At 67.0% G+C, this 21,559-nt stretch carries 18 protein-coding genes and 1 pseudogene; 11 read left to right on the top strand and 8 right to left on the bottom strand.

Annotated elements, in window-relative coordinates; translation table 11 throughout:
- Positions 1-5 precede the first annotated feature (5 nt).
- The 4 genes from rsmB to def form a co-directional block, all read right to left on the bottom strand.
- Complete coding sequence (gene rsmB / locus AB4120_RS26200; RefSeq protein WP_149137049.1) at positions 6-1,379, bottom strand: 16S rRNA (cytosine(967)-C(5))-methyltransferase RsmB; 1,374 nt, start codon at positions 1,377-1,379, stop codon at positions 6-8.
- A gap of 129 nt (positions 1,380-1,508) precedes the next feature.
- Entirely contained in the window at positions 1,509-2,369 is an 861-nt protein-coding gene (gene htpX / locus AB4120_RS26195) for a zinc metalloprotease HtpX (RefSeq protein ID WP_441643022.1), read from the bottom strand.
- A 140-nt stretch (positions 2,370-2,509) separates the two neighbouring features.
- A complete protein-coding gene (gene fmt / locus AB4120_RS26190; protein ID WP_441643021.1) occupies positions 2,510-3,505 on the bottom strand; it encodes a methionyl-tRNA formyltransferase in 996 nt (331 codons plus the stop codon).
- A 126-nt stretch (positions 3,506-3,631) separates the two neighbouring features.
- Entirely contained in the window at positions 3,632-4,138 is a 507-nt protein-coding gene (gene def / locus AB4120_RS26185; protein ID WP_149137047.1) for a peptide deformylase, read from the bottom strand.
- A 161-nt stretch (positions 4,139-4,299) separates the two neighbouring features.
- Here def and AB4120_RS26180 point away from each other — a divergent pair, with 161 nt between their 5' ends.
- From AB4120_RS26180 to AB4120_RS26165, 4 genes are all read left to right on the top strand, one after another.
- On the top strand, positions 4,300-5,475 hold the full coding sequence (locus tag AB4120_RS26180) for a LysM peptidoglycan-binding domain-containing protein (RefSeq protein WP_149137046.1): 1,176 nt from the start codon (positions 4,300-4,302) through the stop codon (positions 5,473-5,475).
- Between the two features lie 50 nt (positions 5,476-5,525).
- Positions 5,526-6,638, top strand: a complete 1,113-nt coding sequence (gene dprA, locus AB4120_RS26175) for a DNA-processing protein DprA (RefSeq protein WP_149137621.1) — start codon at positions 5,526-5,528, stop codon at positions 6,636-6,638.
- A 73-nt stretch (positions 6,639-6,711) separates the two neighbouring features.
- Complete coding sequence (locus AB4120_RS26170; protein ID WP_149137045.1) at positions 6,712-7,113, top strand: thioredoxin family protein; 402 nt, start codon at positions 6,712-6,714, stop codon at positions 7,111-7,113.
- A 165-nt stretch (positions 7,114-7,278) separates the two neighbouring features.
- On the top strand, positions 7,279-9,987 hold the full coding sequence (locus AB4120_RS26165; RefSeq protein ID WP_149137044.1) for a DNA topoisomerase III: 2,709 nt from the start codon (positions 7,279-7,281) through the stop codon (positions 9,985-9,987).
- Positions 9,988-10,054: 67 nt separating this feature from the next.
- Here AB4120_RS26165 and AB4120_RS26160 read toward each other — a convergent pair whose 3' ends face one another.
- Positions 10,055-10,969 (bottom strand): LysR family transcriptional regulator, encoded by a 915-nt coding sequence (locus AB4120_RS26160; RefSeq protein WP_149137043.1) that lies wholly within the window; start codon positions 10,967-10,969, stop codon positions 10,055-10,057.
- A gap of 191 nt (positions 10,970-11,160) precedes the next feature.
- Here AB4120_RS26160 and AB4120_RS26155 point away from each other — a divergent pair, with 191 nt between their 5' ends.
- The gene (locus tag AB4120_RS26155) at positions 11,161-11,412 is read left to right on the top strand and encodes a hypothetical protein (protein ID WP_149137042.1); all 252 of its coding nucleotides are present in this window, start codon (positions 11,161-11,163) and stop codon (positions 11,410-11,412) included.
- Between the two features lie 128 nt (positions 11,413-11,540).
- Here the strand turns inward: AB4120_RS26155 and AB4120_RS26150 are convergent, their stop codons facing one another.
- From AB4120_RS26150 to AB4120_RS26140, 3 genes are all read right to left on the bottom strand, one after another.
- Positions 11,541-11,981, bottom strand: a complete 441-nt coding sequence (locus AB4120_RS26150; protein WP_149137041.1) for a hypothetical protein — start codon at positions 11,979-11,981, stop codon at positions 11,541-11,543.
- Positions 11,982-12,187: 206 nt separating this feature from the next.
- The gene (locus tag AB4120_RS26145; protein ID WP_092291010.1) at positions 12,188-12,382 is read right to left on the bottom strand and encodes a YbdD/YjiX family protein; all 195 of its coding nucleotides are present in this window, start codon (positions 12,380-12,382) and stop codon (positions 12,188-12,190) included.
- A gap of 35 nt (positions 12,383-12,417) precedes the next feature.
- Positions 12,418-14,493, bottom strand: a complete 2,076-nt coding sequence (locus tag AB4120_RS26140; protein WP_149137040.1) for a carbon starvation CstA family protein — start codon at positions 14,491-14,493, stop codon at positions 12,418-12,420.
- 368 nt (positions 14,494-14,861) lie between these two features.
- Here AB4120_RS26140 and AB4120_RS26135 point away from each other — a divergent pair, with 368 nt between their 5' ends.
- The 6 genes and pseudogenes from AB4120_RS26135 to AB4120_RS26110 form a co-directional block, all read left to right on the top strand.
- Complete coding sequence (locus tag AB4120_RS26135; protein ID WP_149137039.1) at positions 14,862-16,280, top strand: cache domain-containing protein; 1,419 nt, start codon at positions 14,862-14,864, stop codon at positions 16,278-16,280.
- Positions 16,277-17,002, top strand: coding sequence for a response regulator (locus tag AB4120_RS26130; RefSeq protein WP_441643020.1), 726 nt, complete (start codon positions 16,277-16,279; stop codon positions 17,000-17,002). Before AB4120_RS26135 ends, AB4120_RS26130 begins: the two co-directional genes overlap by 4 nt.
- A 312-nt stretch (positions 17,003-17,314) precedes the next feature.
- Positions 17,315-18,445: a TRAP transporter substrate-binding protein gene (locus tag AB4120_RS26125; protein ID WP_144202647.1), complete on the top strand. Its 1,131-nt coding sequence runs from the start codon at positions 17,315-17,317 to the stop codon at positions 18,443-18,445.
- A 103-nt stretch (positions 18,446-18,548) separates the two neighbouring features.
- Complete coding sequence (locus AB4120_RS26120; protein ID WP_149137038.1) at positions 18,549-19,196, top strand: TRAP transporter small permease subunit; 648 nt, start codon at positions 18,549-18,551, stop codon at positions 19,194-19,196.
- Positions 19,193-21,154: a TRAP transporter large permease gene (locus AB4120_RS26115; protein ID WP_149137037.1), complete on the top strand. Its 1,962-nt coding sequence runs from the start codon at positions 19,193-19,195 to the stop codon at positions 21,152-21,154. Before AB4120_RS26120 ends, AB4120_RS26115 begins: the two co-directional genes overlap by 4 nt.
- A 104-nt stretch (positions 21,155-21,258) precedes the next feature.
- Positions 21,259-21,559, top strand: a pseudogene (locus AB4120_RS26110) (RNase A-like domain-containing protein); the annotation flags it as partial.

Below are 21,559 nucleotides of genomic sequence, written 5' to 3'. Positions count from 1 at the left end.
TGGGATCAGGCGCGTTTCTGGAAGCGGGCGTAGTAGAAGCCATCGTGGTCGGTAGGCAGACCCGATGGCGAACCGGTCGGCAGGCTGGCCGTTTCAGGCGCCTTCGTACCGGGCAGCAGTTGTCCCGGCGCTTGCAATCGTATCGCATCTGGTAGCTGCGCACCAAACCAGAGCGCCTGCTCCTCGCCTTCCGTTGGGAAAATAGAACAGGTCACGTACACCAGAATGCCGCCCGGCTTCAGCAGCGGCCAAAGTTGAGACACGATGCGACGCTGCTCATTGACTAGGCGCGCGATATCTGTCTCGCGCCGCAGCCAGCGGATATCGGGATGGCGTCGCACAATGCCCGACGCCGAGCACGGCACGTCCGCCAGGATGCGGTCGAACGGCTGGCCGTCCCACCAGTCCTGGGGCCGGCTCGCATCGCCGACGATCACGTTGGCGCGCTGGCCCAGGCGGGCGAGGTTGTCGTGGATGCGGGCGGCGCGTTGCGCGTCGCTCTCCACGGCAGTGACGTCGATATCGGCCAGTTCCAGCAGGTGGCCGGTCTTGCCGCCGGGGGCCGCGCAGGCATCGAGCACGCGCATGCCATCAGACAATTCGCACAGGGGCGCGGCCAGTTGCGCGCCGGCGTCCTGCACCGACACGTCGCCTTCGGCAAAGCCGGGCACCTGCGAGACCGGGAAGGCGCGGACCAGCCGCACCGCCTGGTCGCCCACGGCCGTGCCGGCCAGACCGGCGTTGGCCAGTTCGGTCAGATACTGCGGCACCGATATGCGCCGCGTGTTCACGCGCAGCGTCATCGGCGGCCGGGCGTTGACACTCTCCGCCAGCGTGGTCCACTGGTCCGGGTACGCCTTGCGCAGTTGCGCCAGCCACCAGGATGGCAGGTTGTAACGCGCTTCCTCGTCCTGGTTGACGGTCTGCATCAGTTGCTGGCGTTCACGCAAAAAGCGGCGCAGCACTGCGTTCACCAAACCGCGCGCGTGGGCGGTCTTCGGCTCGGAAGCGGCCGCGCTGACGGCCTGGTCGACCACGGTGAAATCGCTGTAGCCGCCGCGCCCCACCTTGCTGCCATCGCCCTCCTCGCCTTCCAGCAGCAGCGCCAGGGCCACGGCCAGCAGCGAATCGACGAGCGCGCCGGGCGGGCGCGTCACCAGTTCGGTGACCAGGGCGCGGGTGGTGCCGAACTGGCGCACGGTGCGATAGGCCAGGTCCTGCACGGCGCCGCGCGTGGCGGCGTCGCGCACGCGGTCGAGCCGCAGGTGCGTGGCGACGTCTTCGATGGCCTGCGGCAGGGCCGTGCCTTCGTTGACGCCGCGTACCGCCGCGGCGGCGCCGAGCATCTGGAAGGCAAGTGAATCGTGTTGCAGGCGCATGGAATACGAGAAATCTGAAAATGCTGTGAATGACAGTGATCCGGCACGGCGTGCCGGTCACAAAAAAAGCCCGCCGGTTCCGGGGAACACAGCGGGCAGTTTACCCGGAGTCGGGGCGCGCGGCCGGCCTCAGGCGGGATAGGTGCCCGTCTGCGCCATGTGCATCAACCGCGCAATGCGCTCCTCGGTGGCCGGGTGGGTCGAGAACAGGTTGGCGATGGCGCCGCCCGAGAGCGGGTTCATGATCATCATCTGCGCCGTGGCCGGGTGCTCCTCGGCCGCCTGGAACGGGATGCCCTGCGCATAGCGGTGGATCTTGTCCAGCGCGCTGGCCAGTGCCTGCGGGTCGCCGCTGATCTCGGCGCCGCCCCGGTCCGCCTCGAATTCACGCGCCCGGGAGATCGCCATCTGGATCAGCGAGGCCGCCAGCGGGGCCAGGATTGCCACGGCGATGCCCGCGATCGGATTGGTCCGATTGCCGTTCTCGTCACGGCCGCCGAAGAACATCGCCATGTTGGCCAGCGCCGAGATCGCACCGGCCATCGTGGCCGCGATGGTCGAGGTCAGGATGTCGCGGTGCTTCACGTGCGCCAGTTCGTGCGCCATCACGCCGCGCAGCTCGCGGTCGGACAGCACGCGCAGGATGCCCGTGGTGGCCGCCACCGCCGCATGCTCGGGGTTGCGCCCCGTGGCGAAGGCGTTCGGCGCGTCCTCGTTGATCAGGTACACGCGTGGCATCGGCAGGCCGGCGCGCTGGGACAGCTCCTGCACCATGTTGTAGAACTGCGGCGCCGTGCCGGCGTCCACTTCCTGCGCGTTGTACATGCGCAGGACCATCTTGTCCGAGAACCAGTAGGAAAAGAAATTCATGCCCAGCGCGATCAACAGCGCGAACATCATCCCGCTGCGGCCCCCGATCATGCCCCCGATGACGATGAACAGCGCCGTGATGGCGGCCATCAGCATGAAGGTCTTGACCCAGTTGAACATGGAAAAGTCTCCCAAATCGACAATCGACGTACAGCCCCGCGTACCCGCCCCTGCGGGACGCGTTGACGGTTAGATCGGGTCCGATTGCCGGAAATTCAATGTCCGTAGCAGGGTTTTTGCAGGCCGATATGGAGATTGCATCACGCTGGCACGAGGCAGCGCGTGCCCGGCGGCAGGGGCTGCCCCTGCAGGAACTGCTGCGCCGGCTGGCGGCGGCCGCCCGGCTTCTGGAGTTCGGTGACCTGGAGCGCGCTGCCCTCGCCGCAGGCGATGATCACGCCGCTGGCGTCGGCGGCCAGCACGGTGCCGGGCGGGTGCGGCAGCGGGGTCGAGGCGGCCAGCGGCAGCGCCTGCCAGCACTTGATGACGGTGTCGCCGACCTGCACCGTGGCCCCGGGGAAGGGGTTGAAGGCACGCACCTGGCCGGCCAGCGCCGTGGCCGGGCGGCGCAGGTCGAGCGGGGCTTCGTCCTTGGCGATCTTCTCGGCGTAGGTCACGCCGGTCTCGGGCTGGGGCGTGGCCGCCAGCGGCTGGCCGGCCGCCAGTTGCTGCAATGCCGCGACGATCATCCGCCCGCCCAGCGCCGCCAGCGTGTCATGCAGCGTGCCAGTGGTGTCGTGGGGGCCGATCGGCACGGCTTCGCGGGAGAGCATGCCGCCCGTGTCGAGCCCTTCGTCCATCTGCATCAGCGTGATGCCGGTCTCGGCGTCGCCGGCTTCGATGGCGCGGTGGATCGGGGCAGCGCCGCGCCAGCGCGGCAGCAGCGAGGCGTGGATGTTCAGGCAGCCGTGGCGCGGCAGGGTCAGCACCTCGGCCGGCAGGATCAGGCCGTAGGCGGCCACCACCATGACATCGGGCGCCGTGGCCGCCAGCGCATCGACAGCCGCGCCGGCTTCCTCGGGATACTTGCCCTGGCGGCGCAGCGAGCGCGGCTGGAGCACCGGCCCCAGGCCGGCATCGAGCGCGAATTGCTTGACCGGGCTTGCCTGCAGCTGCATGCCGCGGCCCGCCGGGCGGTCCGGCTGGGTCAGCACGGCCACCACCGGGAAGCCTGCGGCGTGGATGGCCTCCAGGGCGACGCGGGCGAATTCCGGGGTGCCGGCGAAGGCAACGCGCAGTGGCTGGGCTTGGGTCATGGCAGAGTTCCGCGATAAAAACGCCACCGGCCGCATGGTGGCGGCCGGGTGCATTGGGTGCTTCGGAGGGGTTAACGATAGCAGACGGCGCCGGCGCGGCGGCACCGCTGTTACATCCGCGCGGGCTTACATCCGCGAACGGACGCGCTTCTGGAGCTTCTGCTTGATGCGGGTGACCTTGAGCGGCGACAGGTACTCGACGAACACCTTGCCCATCAGGTGATCCATCTCGTGCTGTATACATACAGCGAGCAGGTCGTCGGCCTCGAGTTCGAAGGTTTCGCCCTTTTCGTTCAGCGCGCGCACGCGCACGCGGTCCGCGCGCTCCACGCGGTCGTAGACCTCGGGCACGGACAGGCAGCCCTCTTCCCAGACCTTGCGGTTGTCGCTGGCCCAGACGATTTCCGGGTTGATGAAGACCTGCAGGGCGTCGCGCGACTCGGAGAGGTCGATCACGATCACGCGCTCGTGCACATCCACCTGCGTGGCGGCCAGGCCGATGCCCGGCGCTTCGTACATGGTCTCGGCCATGTCGCGCACCAGGGTGCGGATGCGGTCATCCACCACCTCCACGGGCTTGGCCACTTTGTGCAGGCGGGGATCGGGGTAGGTGAGGATGTCGAGTTTTGCCATGATGCTCGGGCGCAACGCCAGGTGCTGTCTACTGCCCGGCCGCGTTGCGGCGACCGGTGTTTACATGCAGAATCGGGGCGCAAGTACAAAAAATCAAGGCGGGCCGCAGCAGGCACGCTCTCTAGGGTCAATCCGGTCGCTACACCGACCGGTTCACGAAAATGCGCGATCTTACCAAAGAACAAGCGGCGTCGGGCCGCAGGCTGCACGCGTTCACCCTTCTCATGCTAAGAGTCGCCGGCATCACTGCCGGGGCGGGCATGACCGTCCAGGCCGCGGACCTCAGTGTCTCGCCGGCGCAGCAGGCGCAAGCCGACCGGACGGCACAGCAAGGCATTCCCGTTGCCGATCTGGCGCCCAGCGCGCCGGGCCAGTACACGGTGCGCTCCGGCGACACCCTGTGGGGCATCTCGGGCCGCTACCTGCGCCAGCCCTGGCGCTGGCCCGAGCTGTGGGGCATGAACAAGCAGCAGATCCGCAATCCACACCTGATCTATCCCGGCCAGATCCTGTATCTGATTACCCGCGATGGCCGTGCGTACCTGAGCACGACCGCACCGGGCGGCGCGGGCGGCGATGGCCGCCTCTCGCCGCGCATGCGGGGCGAAGGCACTGACGGCGACGCGATCCTGAGCATTCCGGCGGCGGACATCGAGCCGTTCCTGATTCGCCCGCTGGTGGTGGACAAGGGCACCGTCGATACCTCGGCGCGGCTCGTGGCCCTGCCCGATGCCCGCGTCTACATGGGCCGTGGCGATACCGGCTACGCGCGCGGCATTGGCCCCGGCGAGGCAGCCATCGGCAGCGACTGGCAGGCCTTCAAGCCGGCCCTGCCGGTGCGTGACCCGGTTACCAACAAGGTGATCGGCTTCGAGGCTGAATACCAGGGCAGCGTGCGTATCTCGCGTCCGCCCGAGGGCCCGGACGCCGTGACCACGGTGCAGGCCACCCAGTCGCTGCAGGAAATGGGCCCCGGCACGCTGCTGCTGCCCCAGCCCCCGCGCGAACTGGTGCGCTACGTGCCGCACGCGCCCGAGACCGACGTGAATGCCCGCATCGCGGCCGTGTATGGCGGCGTGCAGTACGGCGGTGCCAAGCAGGTAGTGGTGCTGAACGTGGGCGCCGATGCCGGTTTGGAGCCAGGCCATGTGCTGGCGCTTTCACGCGACGGTGGGCTGGTCAAGGATCCGACGGACAGCAACCGTACCATCAGGCTGCCCGACGACCGTTACGGGCTGGCCTATGTGTATCGCGTGTTCCCGGGCATCTCGTACGCGCTGGTCACCGATGCCACGAACCTGATGAAGGTTGGCGACATCGCCACGACGCCACGTTGACCGGTTGGCGCGCGCCGGAGGGCGCGCAAGTCTCCGGGCCGGCCCTGGGCATGGATGCAGGGCTGGCCGACGTTGCGGCGTGGCTGCGGCTGATCGCCACGCCAGGACTGACCGCGGCGGCCGCGCGCCGGCTGCTGGGCGCATTCGGCCTGCCTTCGGCGGTGCTGGCGCAGCCTGCCGCCCGGCTGCATGGCCTGGTGCCGCACGCCGTGGCGCAAGTCCTGACCGCCCCGCCCGATGCCACGCTGGCAGCGCTGATCGCGCGCACTGAGGCATGGCTCGCCGCACCGGACCATCACCTCGTCACACTCGCCGATAGCGACTATCCGGCGCGGCTGCTCGATCTCGCCGATCCCCCGCTACTCCTCCACGTCAATGGCCGGCGCGATGCGCTGGCAGCGTCGTCCATCGGCATCGTTGGCGCGCGCAAGGCCACCGTGCAGGGGGCGAAGGACGCGCACGGGTTTGCCGCCGCCTTGTCCGGGGTTGGGTTCACGGTGGTGTCCGGCCTCGCGCTCGGCATCGACGCAGCGGCCCATGCGGGGGCGATATCCGGCCCTGGCGGCACGATTGCCGTCATCGGTACAGGCGTAGATGTGGTGTATCCGGCACGCCATCACGCGCTGGCGCACGAGATCGTGGACCGTGGCGGCGCCATCCTCAGCGAGTTTCCCCTTGGAACGCCGCCATTGAGCCACCACTTCCCCAGGCGTAACCGACTGATTGCGGCATTGGGCCAGGGCGTGCTGGTGGTCGAGGCGGCCGAGCGCTCGGGGTCGCTGATCACGGCGCGGCTGGCCTCTGAGCTGGGGCGCGAGGTGTTCGCGATTCCCGGGTCGATCCACGCGCCGCTCTCGAAGGGCTGTCACCGGTTGATCCGGCAGGGCGCGAAGCTGGTGGAAGGCCTCGAGGACATCGTGGAAGAGTTTCCCGATCTCCCCGCGCCATCGGCCAGACCCGCCGGGGCGAACGCGGCGACCGACCCGCTCCCCACCCCCGCCGACGCATTGGGCGCCGCGCTCGCCTATGATCCTGTGACACTCGATGCCTTGTGCGCCGGCAGCGGATTATCGGCAGAAGCGGCGTCGGCAGCGCTTTTGCAGCTGGAAATGGCCGGCGCGGCGGAGCGATTGCCGGGCAACCGCTACCGGCGGCTCGGGTAAGGGGCGCCAAACTCTATACAATCTGCCGGCATTGCCGCGGCTGGTGCCGTAGGCTGCTCATGTTTTGACTGCCATGACCGTTTACTTTCCCGAACAAGACGCCGCAGCGCTGCGCCAGGCGCTGGCCGCGCGGCCGGCGGGCCGGCTGGTGGCCTGCCTGTGCGCGGACTGGTGCGGGACGTGCAAGGACTATATGAGCGGCTTCGCGGCGCTGGCGGCGCGCTATCCCGGCGACTGCTTTGTCTGGATCGATATCGAGACCCACGCCGACCGGCTCGGCGAGGACATCGATATCGAGAATTTTCCAACGGTGCTGATCCAGCCCGTGGCCGGCGGCGATCCGCATTTTTACGGCACCGTGCTGCCTCATCTGGAAGTGTTGGAGCGAATGCTGGACCGTGGGGCGTCGATGCCCGCGGCCGCATCGGAAATTCCTGAAGTGCTCGACTGGTTGCTCGAGAGCCACCCCGGCTGATGCCATGTGCTGCCTGAGCCCCAGGCGGCGTTTGCTTGCACCGCCGACGGATGCGCGCTTATTATTGGCGCCTCAAAGCCCAGGCGTGCTGTTTACATAATTAGCAGTGCCAATCAAGAGGCGCTGGCTTCCCCTGGAGGGAGCCGTGCCGCAAGGACCCGTTCAATGTCTAAAGCCCTCATCATCGCGGAAAAGCCATCGGTCGCCGCCGATATCGCGCGCGCCCTCGGGGGCTTTACCAAGCACGACGAGTACTTCGAGAGCGATGACTACGTGCTGTCTTCGGCCGTGGGCCACCTCGTGGAGATTGCCGCGCCGGACGACTACGAGGTCAAGCGCGGCAAGTGGAGCTTCGCCAATCTGCCGGTGATTCCGCCGCATTTCGACCTGCGCCCGATCCAGAAGACCGAGTCGCGGCTGAAGGTGCTGAACCGGCTGATCAAGCGCAAGGACGTGACCGGCCTGATCAACGCCTGCGATGCGGGGCGCGAGGGGGAGCTGATCTTCCGCCTGATCGCGCAACAGGCCAAGGCCAAGCAGCCGGTGCGCCGGCTGTGGCTGCAGTCGATGACGCCGCAGGCCATCCGCGACGGGTTTGCGCAGCTGCGCGACGACCAGGAAATGATGCCGCTGGCCGATGCCGCGCGCTGCCGGTCTGAGGCCGACTGGCTGGTCGGCATCAACGGCACGCGGGCGATGACCGCGTTCAACAGCAAGGGTGGCGGTTTCTTCCTGACCACGGTGGGCCGGGTGCAGACCCCGACGCTGTCGATCGTGGTGGAGCGCGAGGAGAAGATCAAACACTTCGTGCCGCGCGACTACTGGGAAGTGCACGCCGAGTTCATCGCCGCCAAGGGCCTGTACGAAGGGCGCTGGTTCGACCCGAAGTTCAAGAAGAACGAGTTCGACCCCGAGGCGCGCGAATCGCGCCTGTGGAGCGAGGCCGAGGCCAAGAGCATCGTGGCGGCCTGCCGCGACAAGCCGGGCACCGTCACCGAGGAATCGAAGCCGTCGACGCAGCAGTCGCCGGCGCTGTTCGACCTGACCACGCTCCAGCGCGAGGCCAACTCGCGTTTCGGCTTCTCCGCCAAGAACACGCTGGGCCTGGCCCAGGCGCTGTACGAGAAGCACAAGGTGCTGACGTACCCGCGTACCGACGCCCGCGCGCTGCCCGAGGACTACCTGGAGACGGTCAAGGAGACCATGGGCATGCTGGCCGACAGCTCGCCCAACTACCTGACGCATGCCAAGAAGATCCTGGCCAGCGGCTGGGTGAAGCCGAACAAGAAGATCTTCGACAACAGCAAGATCAGCGATCACTTCGCTATCATCCCGACGTTGCAGGCGCCCAAGAACCTGTCCGAGCCCGAGCAGAAGCTGTATGACCTGGTGGTGCGCCGCTTCCTGGCGGTGTTCTTCCCGGCCGCCGAGTTCCAGGTGACCACCCGCATCACCGAGGTGGCCGGTCATCACTTCAAGACCGAGGGCAAGGTCCTGGTCAACCCCGGCTGGCTGGTCATCTACGGCCGCGAGGCGCAGGGCAAGGACGACAAGGACGCCAACCTGGTGCCGGTGGACAAGGGCGAGCGCGTCAAGACCGACAAGGTCGAGTCCGTCGGCCTGACCACGCGCCCGCCGGCGCGCTACAACGAAGCCACGCTGCTGTCGGCGATGGAAGGCGCGGGCAAGCTCGTCGACGACGACGCGCTGCGCGAGGCCATGGCCGGCAAGGGCCTCGGCACGCCGGCCACGCGCGCGGCCATCATCGAAGGGCTGCTGACCGAGAAGTACCTCGTGCGCGAGGGCCGCGAGCTGATCCCGACCGCCAAGGCGTTCCAGCTGATGACGCTGCTGCGCGGCCTGGGCGTGCTCGAACTGACGCAGGCCGAGCTGACCGGCGAGTGGGAGCACAAGCTGTCGCAGATCGAGCGCGGCCGGCTCAAGCGCGATGAATTCATGCGCGAGATCGCGCAGATGACGCAGCAGATCGTCAAGCGCGCCAAGGAATACGACAGCGACACCATTCCGGGCGACTACGCCACGCTGGACACCCCGTGCCCGCAGTGCGGCGGCCAGGTCAAGGAGAACTACCGCCGCTTTGCCTGCACCGCGTGCGAGTTCTCGATCAGCAAGATCCCGGGCGGCCGCCAGTTCGAGATCGAGGAAGTCGAGGAACTGCTGCTGAAGAAGGAAATTGGCCCGCTGCAGGGCTTCCGCAGCAAGATGGGCCGGCCGTTCGCGGCCATCCTGAAGCTGGCCAAGGGCGACGATGGCAACTGGAAGATGGAGTTCGACTTCGGCCAGAACGACGACGATGCCGATGGCGAGCCGATCGACTTCAGCGCCCAGACCCCGGTGGGGTCGTGCCCGAAGTGCAGTGGCGCGGTCTACGAGCACGGCATGAAGTACGTCTGCGAGAACGCCGTGGGCAGCGAGAAGACCTGCGATTTCACGACCGGCAAGATCATCCTGCAGCAGGAAATCTCGCGCGAGCAGATCGGCAAGCTGCTGACGGCTGGCAAGACGGACCTGCTGACCGGCTTCAAGTCGTCCCGCACGGGCCGCAACTTCAAGGCCTTCCTGGTGAAGCAGCCAGACGGCAAGATCGGTTTCGAGTTCGAGGCCCGCGAGCCGAAGGCCGGCGCCAAGGGCGCCGCAGCCAAGACCGCCAAGGGGGCGAAGGCCACGGAAGCCACCGAGGCGGCCGAGACCGAAGCCGCGCCGGCCAAGCCGGCGGCGAAAAAGGTAGCCGCCAAGAAGGCGCCCGCCAAGAAGGCTGCAACCAAGACGGCGACCAAGACCGCCGCTGCCAAGACCCCGGCCGCCAAGAAGACCCGCGCCGCCACCAAGGCGACGGCCGACGCCGAAGAGTAAGTCCGCGTCCGGCGTTACCCCTCTCCCGGCATGCGGAGAGGGGTTTCTAACCTTCCTTCTTTTTCCCCTACTTCTGCCCGCCGGCTTCCCCGGCCCGCTTTGTGCCTTCCTCGAGCAGGAAGTCGATGAAGGCGCGCACCTTGGTGGGCAGGAACTTGCGGCTGGGATAGACCACGCTCACGTCGCGGCGCGGGAGTTGGTATTGGGGCAGGATATGCGCGAGGCGGCCCGCTTCGATGTTGGGCCGGGCCAGGTAGGAGGACAGCATGGCGATGCCCATGTTGGCCAGCGCGGCCTGGTGGGCCAGTTCGGCGTTGCTGCACAGCAGGCCGGGCCGGATCGGGACCGTGACGTCGCCTTCGGGGCCGGACAGCGTCCATTCGTGCTCGGCCGTGGGCAGGCGCATGGCGATGCAGCGGTGGTTGGCGAGGTCCTGGGCGTTGCGCAGCGGCGGGTGCGCGCGCAGGTAGCCGGGCGAGGCACAGAGGATAACCTCGGCCGAGATCAGCGGCCGTGCCACCAGGTGCGAGCCGAGTCCCAGGTCGGACAGCATCACGCCCACGTCGCGGCCTTCTTCCACGATATCGACGATGCGGTCCGAGAGCAGCACGTCGAATACCACATCCGGGTAGAGCTGCTGGAAGCGTTCCAGCGTCTGCGGGAGCAGGTGCAGGCCGAACATGACCGGCGCCACCAGCCGCAGCGTGCCCGAGAGCGACTGGCTGCGCGCCGTGACCACCGATTCGGCTTCTTCCACATCCTCGAGGATCTGGCTGCAGCGCTGGAGGTAGGTTTCGCCGGCGTCCGTCAGCGACAGACTGCGCGTGGTGCGGTTCAGCAGCCGGGTGCCCAGGTGGCTTTCCAGGTCCGCCACATAGCGCGTGACCACGGCATTGGACATTTCCAATTGCTGCGCCGCACGTGCAAAACTGCCAAGTTCCACCACCTTGGCGAAGACGCGCATCGATTGAAGCCGATCCATGACATAGTCTCCCGATTCACCCGTGAACTTTTACACGATCCGGGGGATTTATTGTGAAAAGCACAATCAATCATTGTGGATGGCAATATTTATTCATATCAGGGGAATGCCTAATATCGCATCACCTGATGCCGCATCGCAACATCCACATTCCGAGCGCCGGCATCCATCGAATAAAGAAAGGATTCGCCATGAAGCGCCAATTTGCCCTGACCGTTGCCCTGGTTGCCGCCCTCTCCGCCGCCCCGGCATTCGCCAAGACCTCGTTCGACCCGTACACCGACGGCGCAAAGGCCACCAAGTTCGACGCGTTCACCGATGGCGCCCGCGCCGGCAAGTTCGATTCCTTCGGTGAAGGTGCCCGTACCGGCAAGTTCGACACCTTTGGCGAAGGCGCCCGCGCTGGCCAGTTTGACGTCTACACCGACGGCGCCGCGCTCTGATCTAGGCCGCCAGTCGCCAAAAAGCCCGTACCTGACCGGTACGGGCTTTTTGTTTATGCGCGCGATGCTTGCCGCGCGCCATGGAAAAACGGGCCCTCGGGCCCGTTTTTTCGTTGCCAGCCAATGACTTAGTCGTCGTGGCGATGGCCACGGTGGCGATGCTTGCCCTTCTTGTAGTAACGGCGATCGTCGTCGTACGAATTGCTGCGCGAGACGTTGCCGCCCAGTGCCGCACCCGCCGCGCCGCCCAGGCCCGCGCCAACCAGGCCACCCGTGCGGCCGCCCATGGCGTTGCCGGCTGCCGTGCCGGCGCCGCCACCCAGGGCGCCGCCGATGATGGCACCGGTGCGCTCGCGCTTGCTGGAGGTCAGCGCGCCGCCGGCGCCGCCGCCCACCGCGCCGCCGATCACGGAGCCGGTGCTGCCGCCCAGCGCGCCGCCCACGGCTGCGCCAGCCACGCCGCCGAGGCCACCGCCGAGTGCATTGTTCAGGTCACCCCCTGCGAACGCCGGCAGCGCAGCCGCCGAGAGGGCAAGGGCCAGAGTGAGGGTGCGAAGATGGCGAGACATCGTATTTTCCTTTATCAGTCGTGCATCTGGAACCGGAGTGTAGAGAACGAGCCGTGCCGTTGCTGTAACCAGTTGTGAGGCCCTGTAACCCGCTCCAGAAACGGTATCCGTTGGTTAAAAATCGCGGTGTAAACGCAACACCTGATTATGCAGGATGAAAAAAGCGACCCCGGAGGGTCGCTTTCGTCACGTCATTGTGGATGACGTCAGCAGCACTTGCCCTGCCCGCCGCCGTACCGCGCTTCCTGACGTTCGCGGAAGAATTCCTCGTACGTCATCGGCGCGCGGTCCGGATGGGTGGACTCCATATGGGCCACGTAGGTCTGGTAGTCGGGCAACCCGACCATCAGCCGCAGCGACTGGCCAAGGTAGCGGCCCATGGTCCCGATTTGATCCAGCATGGTGGCCTCCTGTGGATGGCGATCAATGTGCTTAATCAGTGCTGCGCGGCCGAGGTGCCGGCCGGCAGCGGCTCGAACGGCGTTTCGCTGTCCGTGCGCTTGGTGATGCCGCGTGCCTGCATGGCCGTCTTGAAGCCGTAGAAGACAATCGACAGCACCACGAACATGAACAACGCGCACAGGCCGGCGTCCAGGTAGTCGTTGAAGACGATGCGGTGCATCTGCTCCATCGTCTTGGCCGGGGCCAGCACCTTGCCTTGGGCGATGGCGTCGCTGAACTTGGCCGCGTGGGTCAGGAAGCTGACCTTCGGATCGGTATCGAACAGCTTCTGCCAGCCGGCAGTCAGCGTGCAGATCAGCAGCCACACGGTCGGCAGCGCGGTCACCCACGCGTACTGGCCACGCTTCATCTTCACCAGCACGCAGGTGCCCAGCACCAGCGCCACGGCAGCCAGCATCTGGTTGGAGATGCCGAACAGCGGCCACAGCGTGTTGATGCCGCCCAGCGGATCCACCACGCCCTGGTACAGGAAGTAGCCCCAGGCCGCCACGGTCAGCGCGGTGGCGAGCAGGTTGGCCGGCAGCGATTCCGTGCGGCGCATGGACGGCACGAAGCTGCCCAGCAGATCCTGCAGCATGAAGCGGCCGGCGCGGGTGCCCGCGTCCACGGCGGTCAGGATGAACAGGGCTTCGAACAGGATGGCGAAGTGGTACCAGAACGCCATCATGGCCTGGCCGCCCACCACTTGGTGCAGGATGTGGGCGATGCCCACGGCCAGCGTCGGCGCACCGCCGGCGCGCGAGATGATCGTGTTCTCGCCGACATTCTTGGCGGTTTCGATCAGCACGTCAGGGGTGATGACAAAGCCCCACGTCGACACGACCTGGGCCACGGCTTCCGGCGTCGTGCCAATCACGGCCGCCGGGCTGTTCATCGCGAAGTACACGCCCGGCTCGATCACCGAGGCGGCCACCAGCGCCATGATGGCGACGAAGGACTCGGCCAGCATCGCGCCGTAGCCGATGAAGCGCGCGTGCGACTCGTTCTCCAGCAGCTTGGGCGTGGTGCCCGACGAGATCAGCGCGTGGAAGCCCGACACCGCGCCGCAGGCGATGGTGATGAAGAGGAACGGGAACAGGTTGCCCGACCACACCGGCCCGCCACCCTGCGCGAACTGCGTGAACGCCGGCATCTTCAGCTCCGGCGCGACGATCAGGATGCCGATGGCCAGCGCGATGATCGTGCCGATCTTCAAGAAAGTGGACAAGTAGTCACGCGGCGCCAGCAGCAGCCACACCGGCAGCACGGCGGCAATGAAGCCGTAGATGATCAGCATCCACGTCAGGGCCTTGCCGTCGTAGGTGAACAGCGGCGCCAGCATGGCGCTCTCGTGCACGTACTGGCCGCCGATGATGGCCAGCATCAGCAGCACGAAGCCGATGACGGAGACCTCGCCGATGCGGCCCGGGCGGATGTAGCGGGTGTAGATGCCCATGAACAGCGCGATGGGGATGGTCACCGCCACGGTGAAGGTGCCCCACGGCGAGCCGGCCAGCGCCTTCACCACGATCAGCGCGAGCACCGCCAGGATGATGATCATGATCATGAAGCAGCCGAACAGCGCGATCATGCCGGGCACCGTGCCCATTTCGGACTTGACCAGGTCGCCCAGCGAGCGGCCGTCGCGGCGCGTGGAGATGAACAGGATCATGAAGTCCTGCACCGCACCGGCGAACACCACGCCGGCCAGGATCCACAGCATGCCGGGCATGTAGCCCATCTGCGCGGCCAGCACCGGGCCCACCAGCGGACCGGCGCCGGCAATCGCGGCGAAGTGGTGGCCGAACAGCACCGCCTTGTTGGTCGGCACGTAGTCCAGGCCGTCGTTGTGGCGCCACGCGGGCGTCATGCGTTTGGGGTCGAGCTGCATCACCTTGTCGGCGATGAAGCGGCTGTAGTAGCGGTAGGCGATCAGGTAGATGCAGAGCGCGGCAACCACGATCCACAGCGCACTGACGGCTTCCCCGCGCGACAGCGCGACGGTGGCGAAGGCAAACGCGCCGAGCACGGCGACGGCCAGCCACAACAGGTGTTGTCCGATGCGATTCATGATGAAGGGTCTCCTCAGACCGGAAATGAAAAACCTGGCGACGCGGATGGCGGGCAGAGGTGGGGGTGCCGGGGCGGCGCCGGACGATCCTGCGAGGAAAGGGGGTCTCCTGGATGTCTGCGGCGTGCCCGGTCTGTTCTCGTCTGTTCCGGATCTGGTCGGCAGGCAGGAGCGCACCGAACCGCGGGCGCGGCGCGCTGACTGCAACGGATTGTGCGGCGCGGGGGCGCACCGCCAATCCGGCGTGTAGTATTGACACCCGCTCCAGCCGGCACAAGCGCGTAACTACGCAACGCGCTTGCGTAGTACTACGTAAGGCCACGGTGCCATGCGGCCTCGCCGTCGTCGGTGTTTACCCCCCGGTTCAGATGAAACTCCGCCAGAAGATCCTGTTGCTCGCCGTGGCGCCCCTTGCAGTGGCCATGTTCGGCATCGCCTTGGCCGTGCGCTACCAGGCCACCGCGCTGGCCCGCCACGAGCGCGCGCTGGTGGAGGCGGCCTACCTCCAGAGCAAGGAAGTGGAGCTGCGCCACTATGTGGAACTGGCGCAGAGCGCCATCGCGCCGATGGTCGACTCCGGCCGCAACGATGCCGACACGCGCCGCGCCGCCATGGAGGCGCTGGCGCGGCTCGACTACGGCCCGGACGGCTACTTCTTCCTCTATGACCTCCAGGGCCGCAACCTGATGCACCCGCGCCAGCCCGAGCTGGTCGGCCAGGATTTGTGGCTGATGCGTGACCCGCAGGGCGCGCTGACCATCCAGCAGTTGATCGCGGCGGCCAAGGCCGGCGGCGGCGCCGTGCGCTACCAGTGGAAGAAGCCGTCTTCCCAGCTGCTCGCCCCGAAGCTCGGCTACGTAGTGGCCGTGCCCGCGTGGAACTGGATGCTCGGCACCGGTATTTACCTGGACGATGTGGAGCGTACGCTGCGCCAGCTCGACGCGCGTGCCGAAACCGACATCCGCGAGACCATGGCGTGGATCGGCGTGATTGCCGGCATCAGCATCCTGCTGGTGGCGGCGAGCGGCCTCGCGCTCAATGTGAGCGACCACCGCGAGGCGGACGCCAAGCTCCACCAGCTGGCCCGGCGCGTGGTGCAGTCACAGGAAGAGGAGCGCGCGCGGCTTTCGCGCGAGCTGCACGATGGCATCAGCCAGTTGCTGGTGTCGGTGAAGCTGGTGCTGGAGGCCGCCACGAACCGGCTCAAGCTGGCGCCGACCGAGGGCGCGTCGGTCGCGCCGGTGCTGGGCATGGCGCTGAACCGGCTCGACTCGGTGTTCAACGAGGTGCGACGCGTGGCGCGCAACCTGCGCCCCGCCCTGCTCGACGACCTGGGTTTGTTCGCTGCGCTGCAACACCTGGCGCGCGAGATGCAGGCCGGCAGCACGCTGGAGATCCACGTCACCCAGACCGGCCAGCCCTGCGAGTTGGCCGACGAGCAGGCCACCGCGCTGTTCCGCATCGCCCAGGAGGCGCTGACCAACGTGGAGCGCCACGCGCATGCGCGGCGCGTGGAGGTGGCGCTCGCATTCGAAGACAAGCAGACGCGGCTGACCGTGCGCGACGATGGCGCGGGCTTCGACGTCGCCCGCATGCAGTCTGACCCGCAGCGCGGCATCGGGCTGCGCAACCTGCGCGAGCGCATGGCCGCGCTCGACGGCCAGTTTGTGCTGAGTTCCTCGCCGGCCGGCACCCGGCTGGTGGCCACGCTGCCCACGCGTCTTTCCGCCCAACCGTCCGCCGCGCCGCCCGCCCCCGCCCCCGTATCGGAAATTTCGCAGTCATGACCGCATCGCACGACGACGCCACGACCTCCCCGGCGCCTTCCTCCGCACCTTCCTCCGCGCCTTCCTCCGCACTCGCCTCGCCGGCCCGCGTGCTGTTGATCGACGACCACGCGCTGGTGCGCGACGGCATGCGCATGCACCTGACGCTCCAGCCCGGGCTCGAAGTGGTGGGCGAGGCCGATGGCGGCGAGGCGGCGCTCGGCTGGCTGGCCGCCGCCGGCCCCGGACGGCGCCCGGACCTGGTGATTACCGACATCGGCATGCGCGGCATGGGTGGCATCGCGCTGGCCGGCGCGCTGCACGACCGTTATCCGGAACTCGCCGTGCTGATCGTGTCGATGCACGACAACCTTGAATACGTGCGTCAGGCGATGCGTGCCGGCGCGCGTGGCTACGTGCTCAAGGACGCCCCGGCCGACGAACTGCTGGCCGCCATCCAGGCCGTGCTGGCCGGGCGCGTGTTCTACAGCGCCCGGATCGCGCGCGGCATGGCCGAGCAGACCGTGGGGCCGGTGGACGCGCTCACGCCCCGCGAGCGCGACATCCTGGCCGGCATCGGCAGGGGGCTGGCCAACAAGGAAATCGCGGCGCAACTCGGCGTATCGGTGCGCACGGTGGAGACCCACCGCCTCAACCTCAAGCGCAAGCTCGGCATCGAGGGCCGCGCCGGGCTGGTGAAGTACGCCGTGCAATCGCTCGCCGGCGAGCAGGACGGCAACTAGCCTTTTCCCGCTTCCCCCCTTTTTCCCCTTTTCCTGCCTTTTCTTCATTGCCGACTGCGGCCTGCCGCACGCGGAATCGGGTATCCCCTACATTGTTGGCGCGATGCCTGTTGCCTAACATTCAGACAACTGAAGGTCGGGGGAATGTCTCATATTGTCCGCACTCGCATGCTGCGGACCCTTCCCACTGCCTCGCGCTACCTCTTTCCTTCCACTGTTCTCAGCCGTGCGTGCAGGCGCCATGCCTGCGCGCACGGGTGTCCGTGCGGTTCGTCGATTGGTCCATCCAATACAGATAATGGGGAGACAGTCATGGCAGCAAAGCAGAAAGGCAGCGCGGTGTCACGACGCAAGTTCATGGGCGGTGCAGGCGCCGCCGCCGTGGGTACCGCGACGATGGGCTTCCCTGCCATCGTCAAGGCGCAAGGCCCCGTGACGATGCGTTGGCAGAGCACCTGGCCCACCAAGGATATTTTTCACGAGTTCGCGGGCGACTTCGTCAAGAAGGTCAACGACATGTCCGGCGGCGAACTCAAGATCGAGCTGCTGCCGGCGGGCGCCGTGGTCAAGGCGTTCGACCTGATCGACGCGGTCAGCAAGGGCACCCTCGACGGCGGCCACGGCGTGATTGCCTACTGGTACGGCAAGAACTCGGCGCTCGCGCTGTGGGGGTCGGGGCCGGCCTGGGGCATGGACCCGAACATGCTGCTGGCCTGGCACAAGTACGGTGGCGGCAAGGAGCTCCAGGAGGAGATCTACCGCAGCCTGAACCTCGACGTGGTGTCCTTCCTCTACGGCCCCATGCCCACGCAGCCGCTGGGCTGGTTCAAGAAGCCGATCACCAAGCCGGAAGACTTCAAGGGGCTCAAGTTCCGCACCGTGGGGCTGTCGATCGACATCTTCACCGGGCTGGGCGCGGCGGTGAACGCGCTGCCCGGCGCCGAGATCGTGCCGGCACTGGACCGCGGGCTGCTGGACGCGGCCGAGTTCAACAACGCGAGTTCGGACCGCGCGCTGGGTTTCCAGGATGTGTCGAAGGTCTGCATGCTGCGCAGCTTCCACCAGTGTTCGGAACAGTTCGAGATCATCTTCAACAAGAAGCGCTACGACGCCCTGAACCCGAAGCTGCGCGCCCTGATCGCCAATGCCGTGGACGCGAGTTCGGCGGAGATGTCGATGAAGGCCATCGACCGCTACTCGAAGGACTACCTGGCGCTGCAGCAGCAGGGCGTGAAGTTCTATGCCACGCCCAACTCGGTGCTGCAGGCGCAGCTCAAGGTCTGGGACGAGATCGTGGCGCGCAAGGAAAAGGAAAATCCGATGTTCAAGAAGGTGAACGATTCGATGAAGGCGTTCGCGCAGCGCAGCACGCGCTGGCAGAACGACACCAACGTCGACTATCGGATGGCGTCTTCCTACTACTTCGCGCCGAAGAAGGGCTGAGTTCGAGGCTGGGTCCACGCTAGAAGGCAGGTGGCGGGGCGCGCGTGATCGCGCGGGCCCGCCGCCGGCCGTCCTCCTCACCGTTCCCTGAAAAGGCATCTCCGTGCAAAAGCTCCTGTTCGGGATCGACAGGATCAGCACCTTCGTCGGCCAGGCGGCGTCGTGGCTGATCATCGTGCTGACACTGATCATCAGCTACGAGGTTTTCTCGCGCTACGCGCTGGGTACGCCCCATGCGTGGGTGTTCGACGTGAGCAACATGCTCTACGGCACGCTGTTCATGCTGGCCGGCGCCTATACGCTGGCCAAGCGCGGCCATGTGCGCGGTGACATCCTCTACGGTTTTCTCTCGCCACGCGCACAGGCGGGCATCGACCTCGTGCTTTATTTACTTTTCTTCTTCCCGGGCGTGATCGCGCTGGCCTGGGCGGGCATCGACTTCTTCGAGGTCTCGCTGGCGCAGAACGAGCATTCGTCAGTGGCCGCGGACGGACCGCCCATCTACCCGTTCAAGGCCATGATTCCCGTGGCGGGCGCCTTCCTGCTGCTGCAGGGCCTGGCCGAGGTGCTCCGTTGCCTGGTCTGCCTGAAGCGGGGCCGCTGGCCGGCGCGCGAGGATGACGTGGAGGAAGTGGATGTGGACAAGCTGCGCCAGATGGTGAGCAGCGAGGACGTGCTGGCGACGCCCGCGTTGCCACCCGAGCCCGCTCCCGCCAAGACTTCGGAAAAATACGAGGGCATCGCGCGATGAGAAAGGAACTGTGGTTCGGCCTGACGCTGATGGTGTTGATTGTCGGCGCCGTGTTCGTGTTCATGCCATCGCCCGAAAACTGGACGAACGGCCATCTCGGGCTGCTGATGCTGGCGCTGATCGTGGTGGCGATCATGCTCGGCTTCCCGACCGCCTTCACGCTGATGGGCATGGGCGTGCTGTTCGCCTGGCTCGCGTACCGGCATGCCAATCCGGATATCGCCGTGGCGCAGACGCTGGACCTGATGGTGCAGCGTGCCTACGCGGTGATGACTAACGATGTGCTGATCTCGATCCCGCTGTTCGTGTTCATGGGCTACCTGGTGGAGCGCGCGAACCTGATCGAGAAGCTGTTCCGCAGCCTGCACCTGGCGCTGGCGTGGATACCGGGCTCGCTCGCGGTGGCCACGCTGATTACCTGCGCGGTGTTTGCCACGGCCACGGGCATCGTCGGGGCGGTGGTCACGCTAATGGGGCTGCTGGCGTTCCCGGCCATGCTGCGGGCCGGGTACAGCACATCGATCTCGGCCGGCGCGGTGACGGCGGGCGGGTGCCTGGGCATCCTGATTCCGCCGTCGGTGCTGCTGATTGTCTATGGCGCCACGGCGGGGGTGTCGGTGGTGCAGCTCTACGCGGGCGCGTTCTTCCCCGGGCTGCTGCTGGCGGGGCTCTATATCGTGTATGTGGTTGTGCTGGCGAAGCTGCGGCCGGCGCTGGCGCCGCCGCTGTCGGCGGAGGAGCGCACGGTGCGCCTGTCGCCGCTGGCCACCACGCTGCGCGACACCGTGAGCCGGCGCGCGCTGCCGGCGCTGCTGGTGGGGCTCAAGGGCCGGCGCAATGTCGATGTGCCGATGCGCGACGTGGCGCGCCAGCTCGGCGTGGTGCTGATGCCCGCGATCTTCGTGGCGGTCTCGATGAGCCTGATGTACGCCGCCGTAACCTCCCCGCTGGTGACCGCCGGCACGGGCGGACTCGAGGAAATGGGCGCGGTGTCGTCGTCCTCTTCCGAGGGGGCGGCATCCTTCGACAGCCTCCAGGCGCCCCCCGAGGAAGCCAGCCCTGCCCCCGAGGCGCTGACGCCGGCCACGCCCGCCGCGCCGCCCATCGCCCAGGTACCGGCCCCGGCACCCGCCGAGGCCAAGCCGACGCTGGCGACGCCCGCCGCCGATGTGACTGCCGCCGCCGACGTCACCGGCGAATCCCGGCCCGCCCCCACGTGGTTCTGGGTCACGCTGGCCGTGGTGGCGCTGCTGCTGGTGTATTTCTACTGGCGGTTCGACTTCGCGCGGCTCGAGATCTTCAAGATGCTGCTGTCGTCGTTCTTCCCGCTCGCGGTGATGATCCTGGCGGTGCTGGGGTCCATCGTCTTCGGCCTGGCCACGCCTACTGAAGCGGCGGCGGTCGGCTCGCTCGGCGGGGCCCTGCTGGCGCTGGCCTACGGCCAGCTCAACTACAGCGTGGTGCGCGACTCGGTGTTCCTGACCGCCAAGACCAGCGCGATGGTGTGCTGGCTGTTCGTCGGCTCGTCGATCTTCTCCGCCGCCTTCGCGCTGCTGGGCGGCCAGGCACTGGTCGAGGAGTGGGTGCTGTCGCTGAACCTGACCCCGGTGCAGTTCATGATCCTGGCGCAGGTCATCATCTTCCTGCTTGGCTGGCCGCTGGAATGGACCGAGATCATCATCATCTTCATGCCGATCTTCATCCCGCTGCTTGACAACTTCGGCATCGACCCGCTGTTCTTCGGCCTGCTGGTGGCGCTGAACCTGCAAACGGCATTCCTTTCCCCGCCGGTGGCGATGGCGGCGTTCTACCTGAAGGGCGTGGCCCCGCCCCACGTCACCCTGAACCAGATCTTCGCCGGCATGCTCCCCTTCATGGCCATCCAGATCCTGGCGCTGGCCCTGCTCTATATCTTCCCGGCGATTGGACTGTGGCTGCCGCAGGTGTTGTATCGGTAGGCCCCATCGAAGTTTCCTTGTTCCTGAGCGGATTTGCGCCATCTCAATAGTGCGCGGGTGCTGAGTCGGTAGCGTCGGGCCTCTCTTTTCTTGGGAGGAATCCGATGGCTCAGGCAGATGAGATGGACGGCGTGCGCGTGGTCATGAGCGCGCCGCAACTGGCAGCGGTGCTGGCGCACCGGTCGATCAGTCCGAGTGAGATGATGTCCAATTGCATATGGGGCGGGTGGGACATCGTCGGTGGCGTGCTGGAGATGGTCTGGACCGGGCACGACACTGCAACACTGACTCAGCAGGGCGCCGCCAAGCTCGCCGAAACCATGCGGGCGCCGCCGGACATGGCCGGCAATATCGGGCTGTCGCTGGATATTGGCGTGGGATTCGGCCTCGCTGGCATGCTGAAGG

Source organism: Cupriavidus sp. 2KB_3 (assembly GCF_052115685.1).
GTDB lineage: Bacteria > Pseudomonadota > Gammaproteobacteria > Burkholderiales > Burkholderiaceae > Cupriavidus > Cupriavidus campinensis.
The sequence above is the reverse complement of the archived record's forward strand: the minus strand, read 5'-3'. Positions and strand labels throughout refer to the sequence as shown.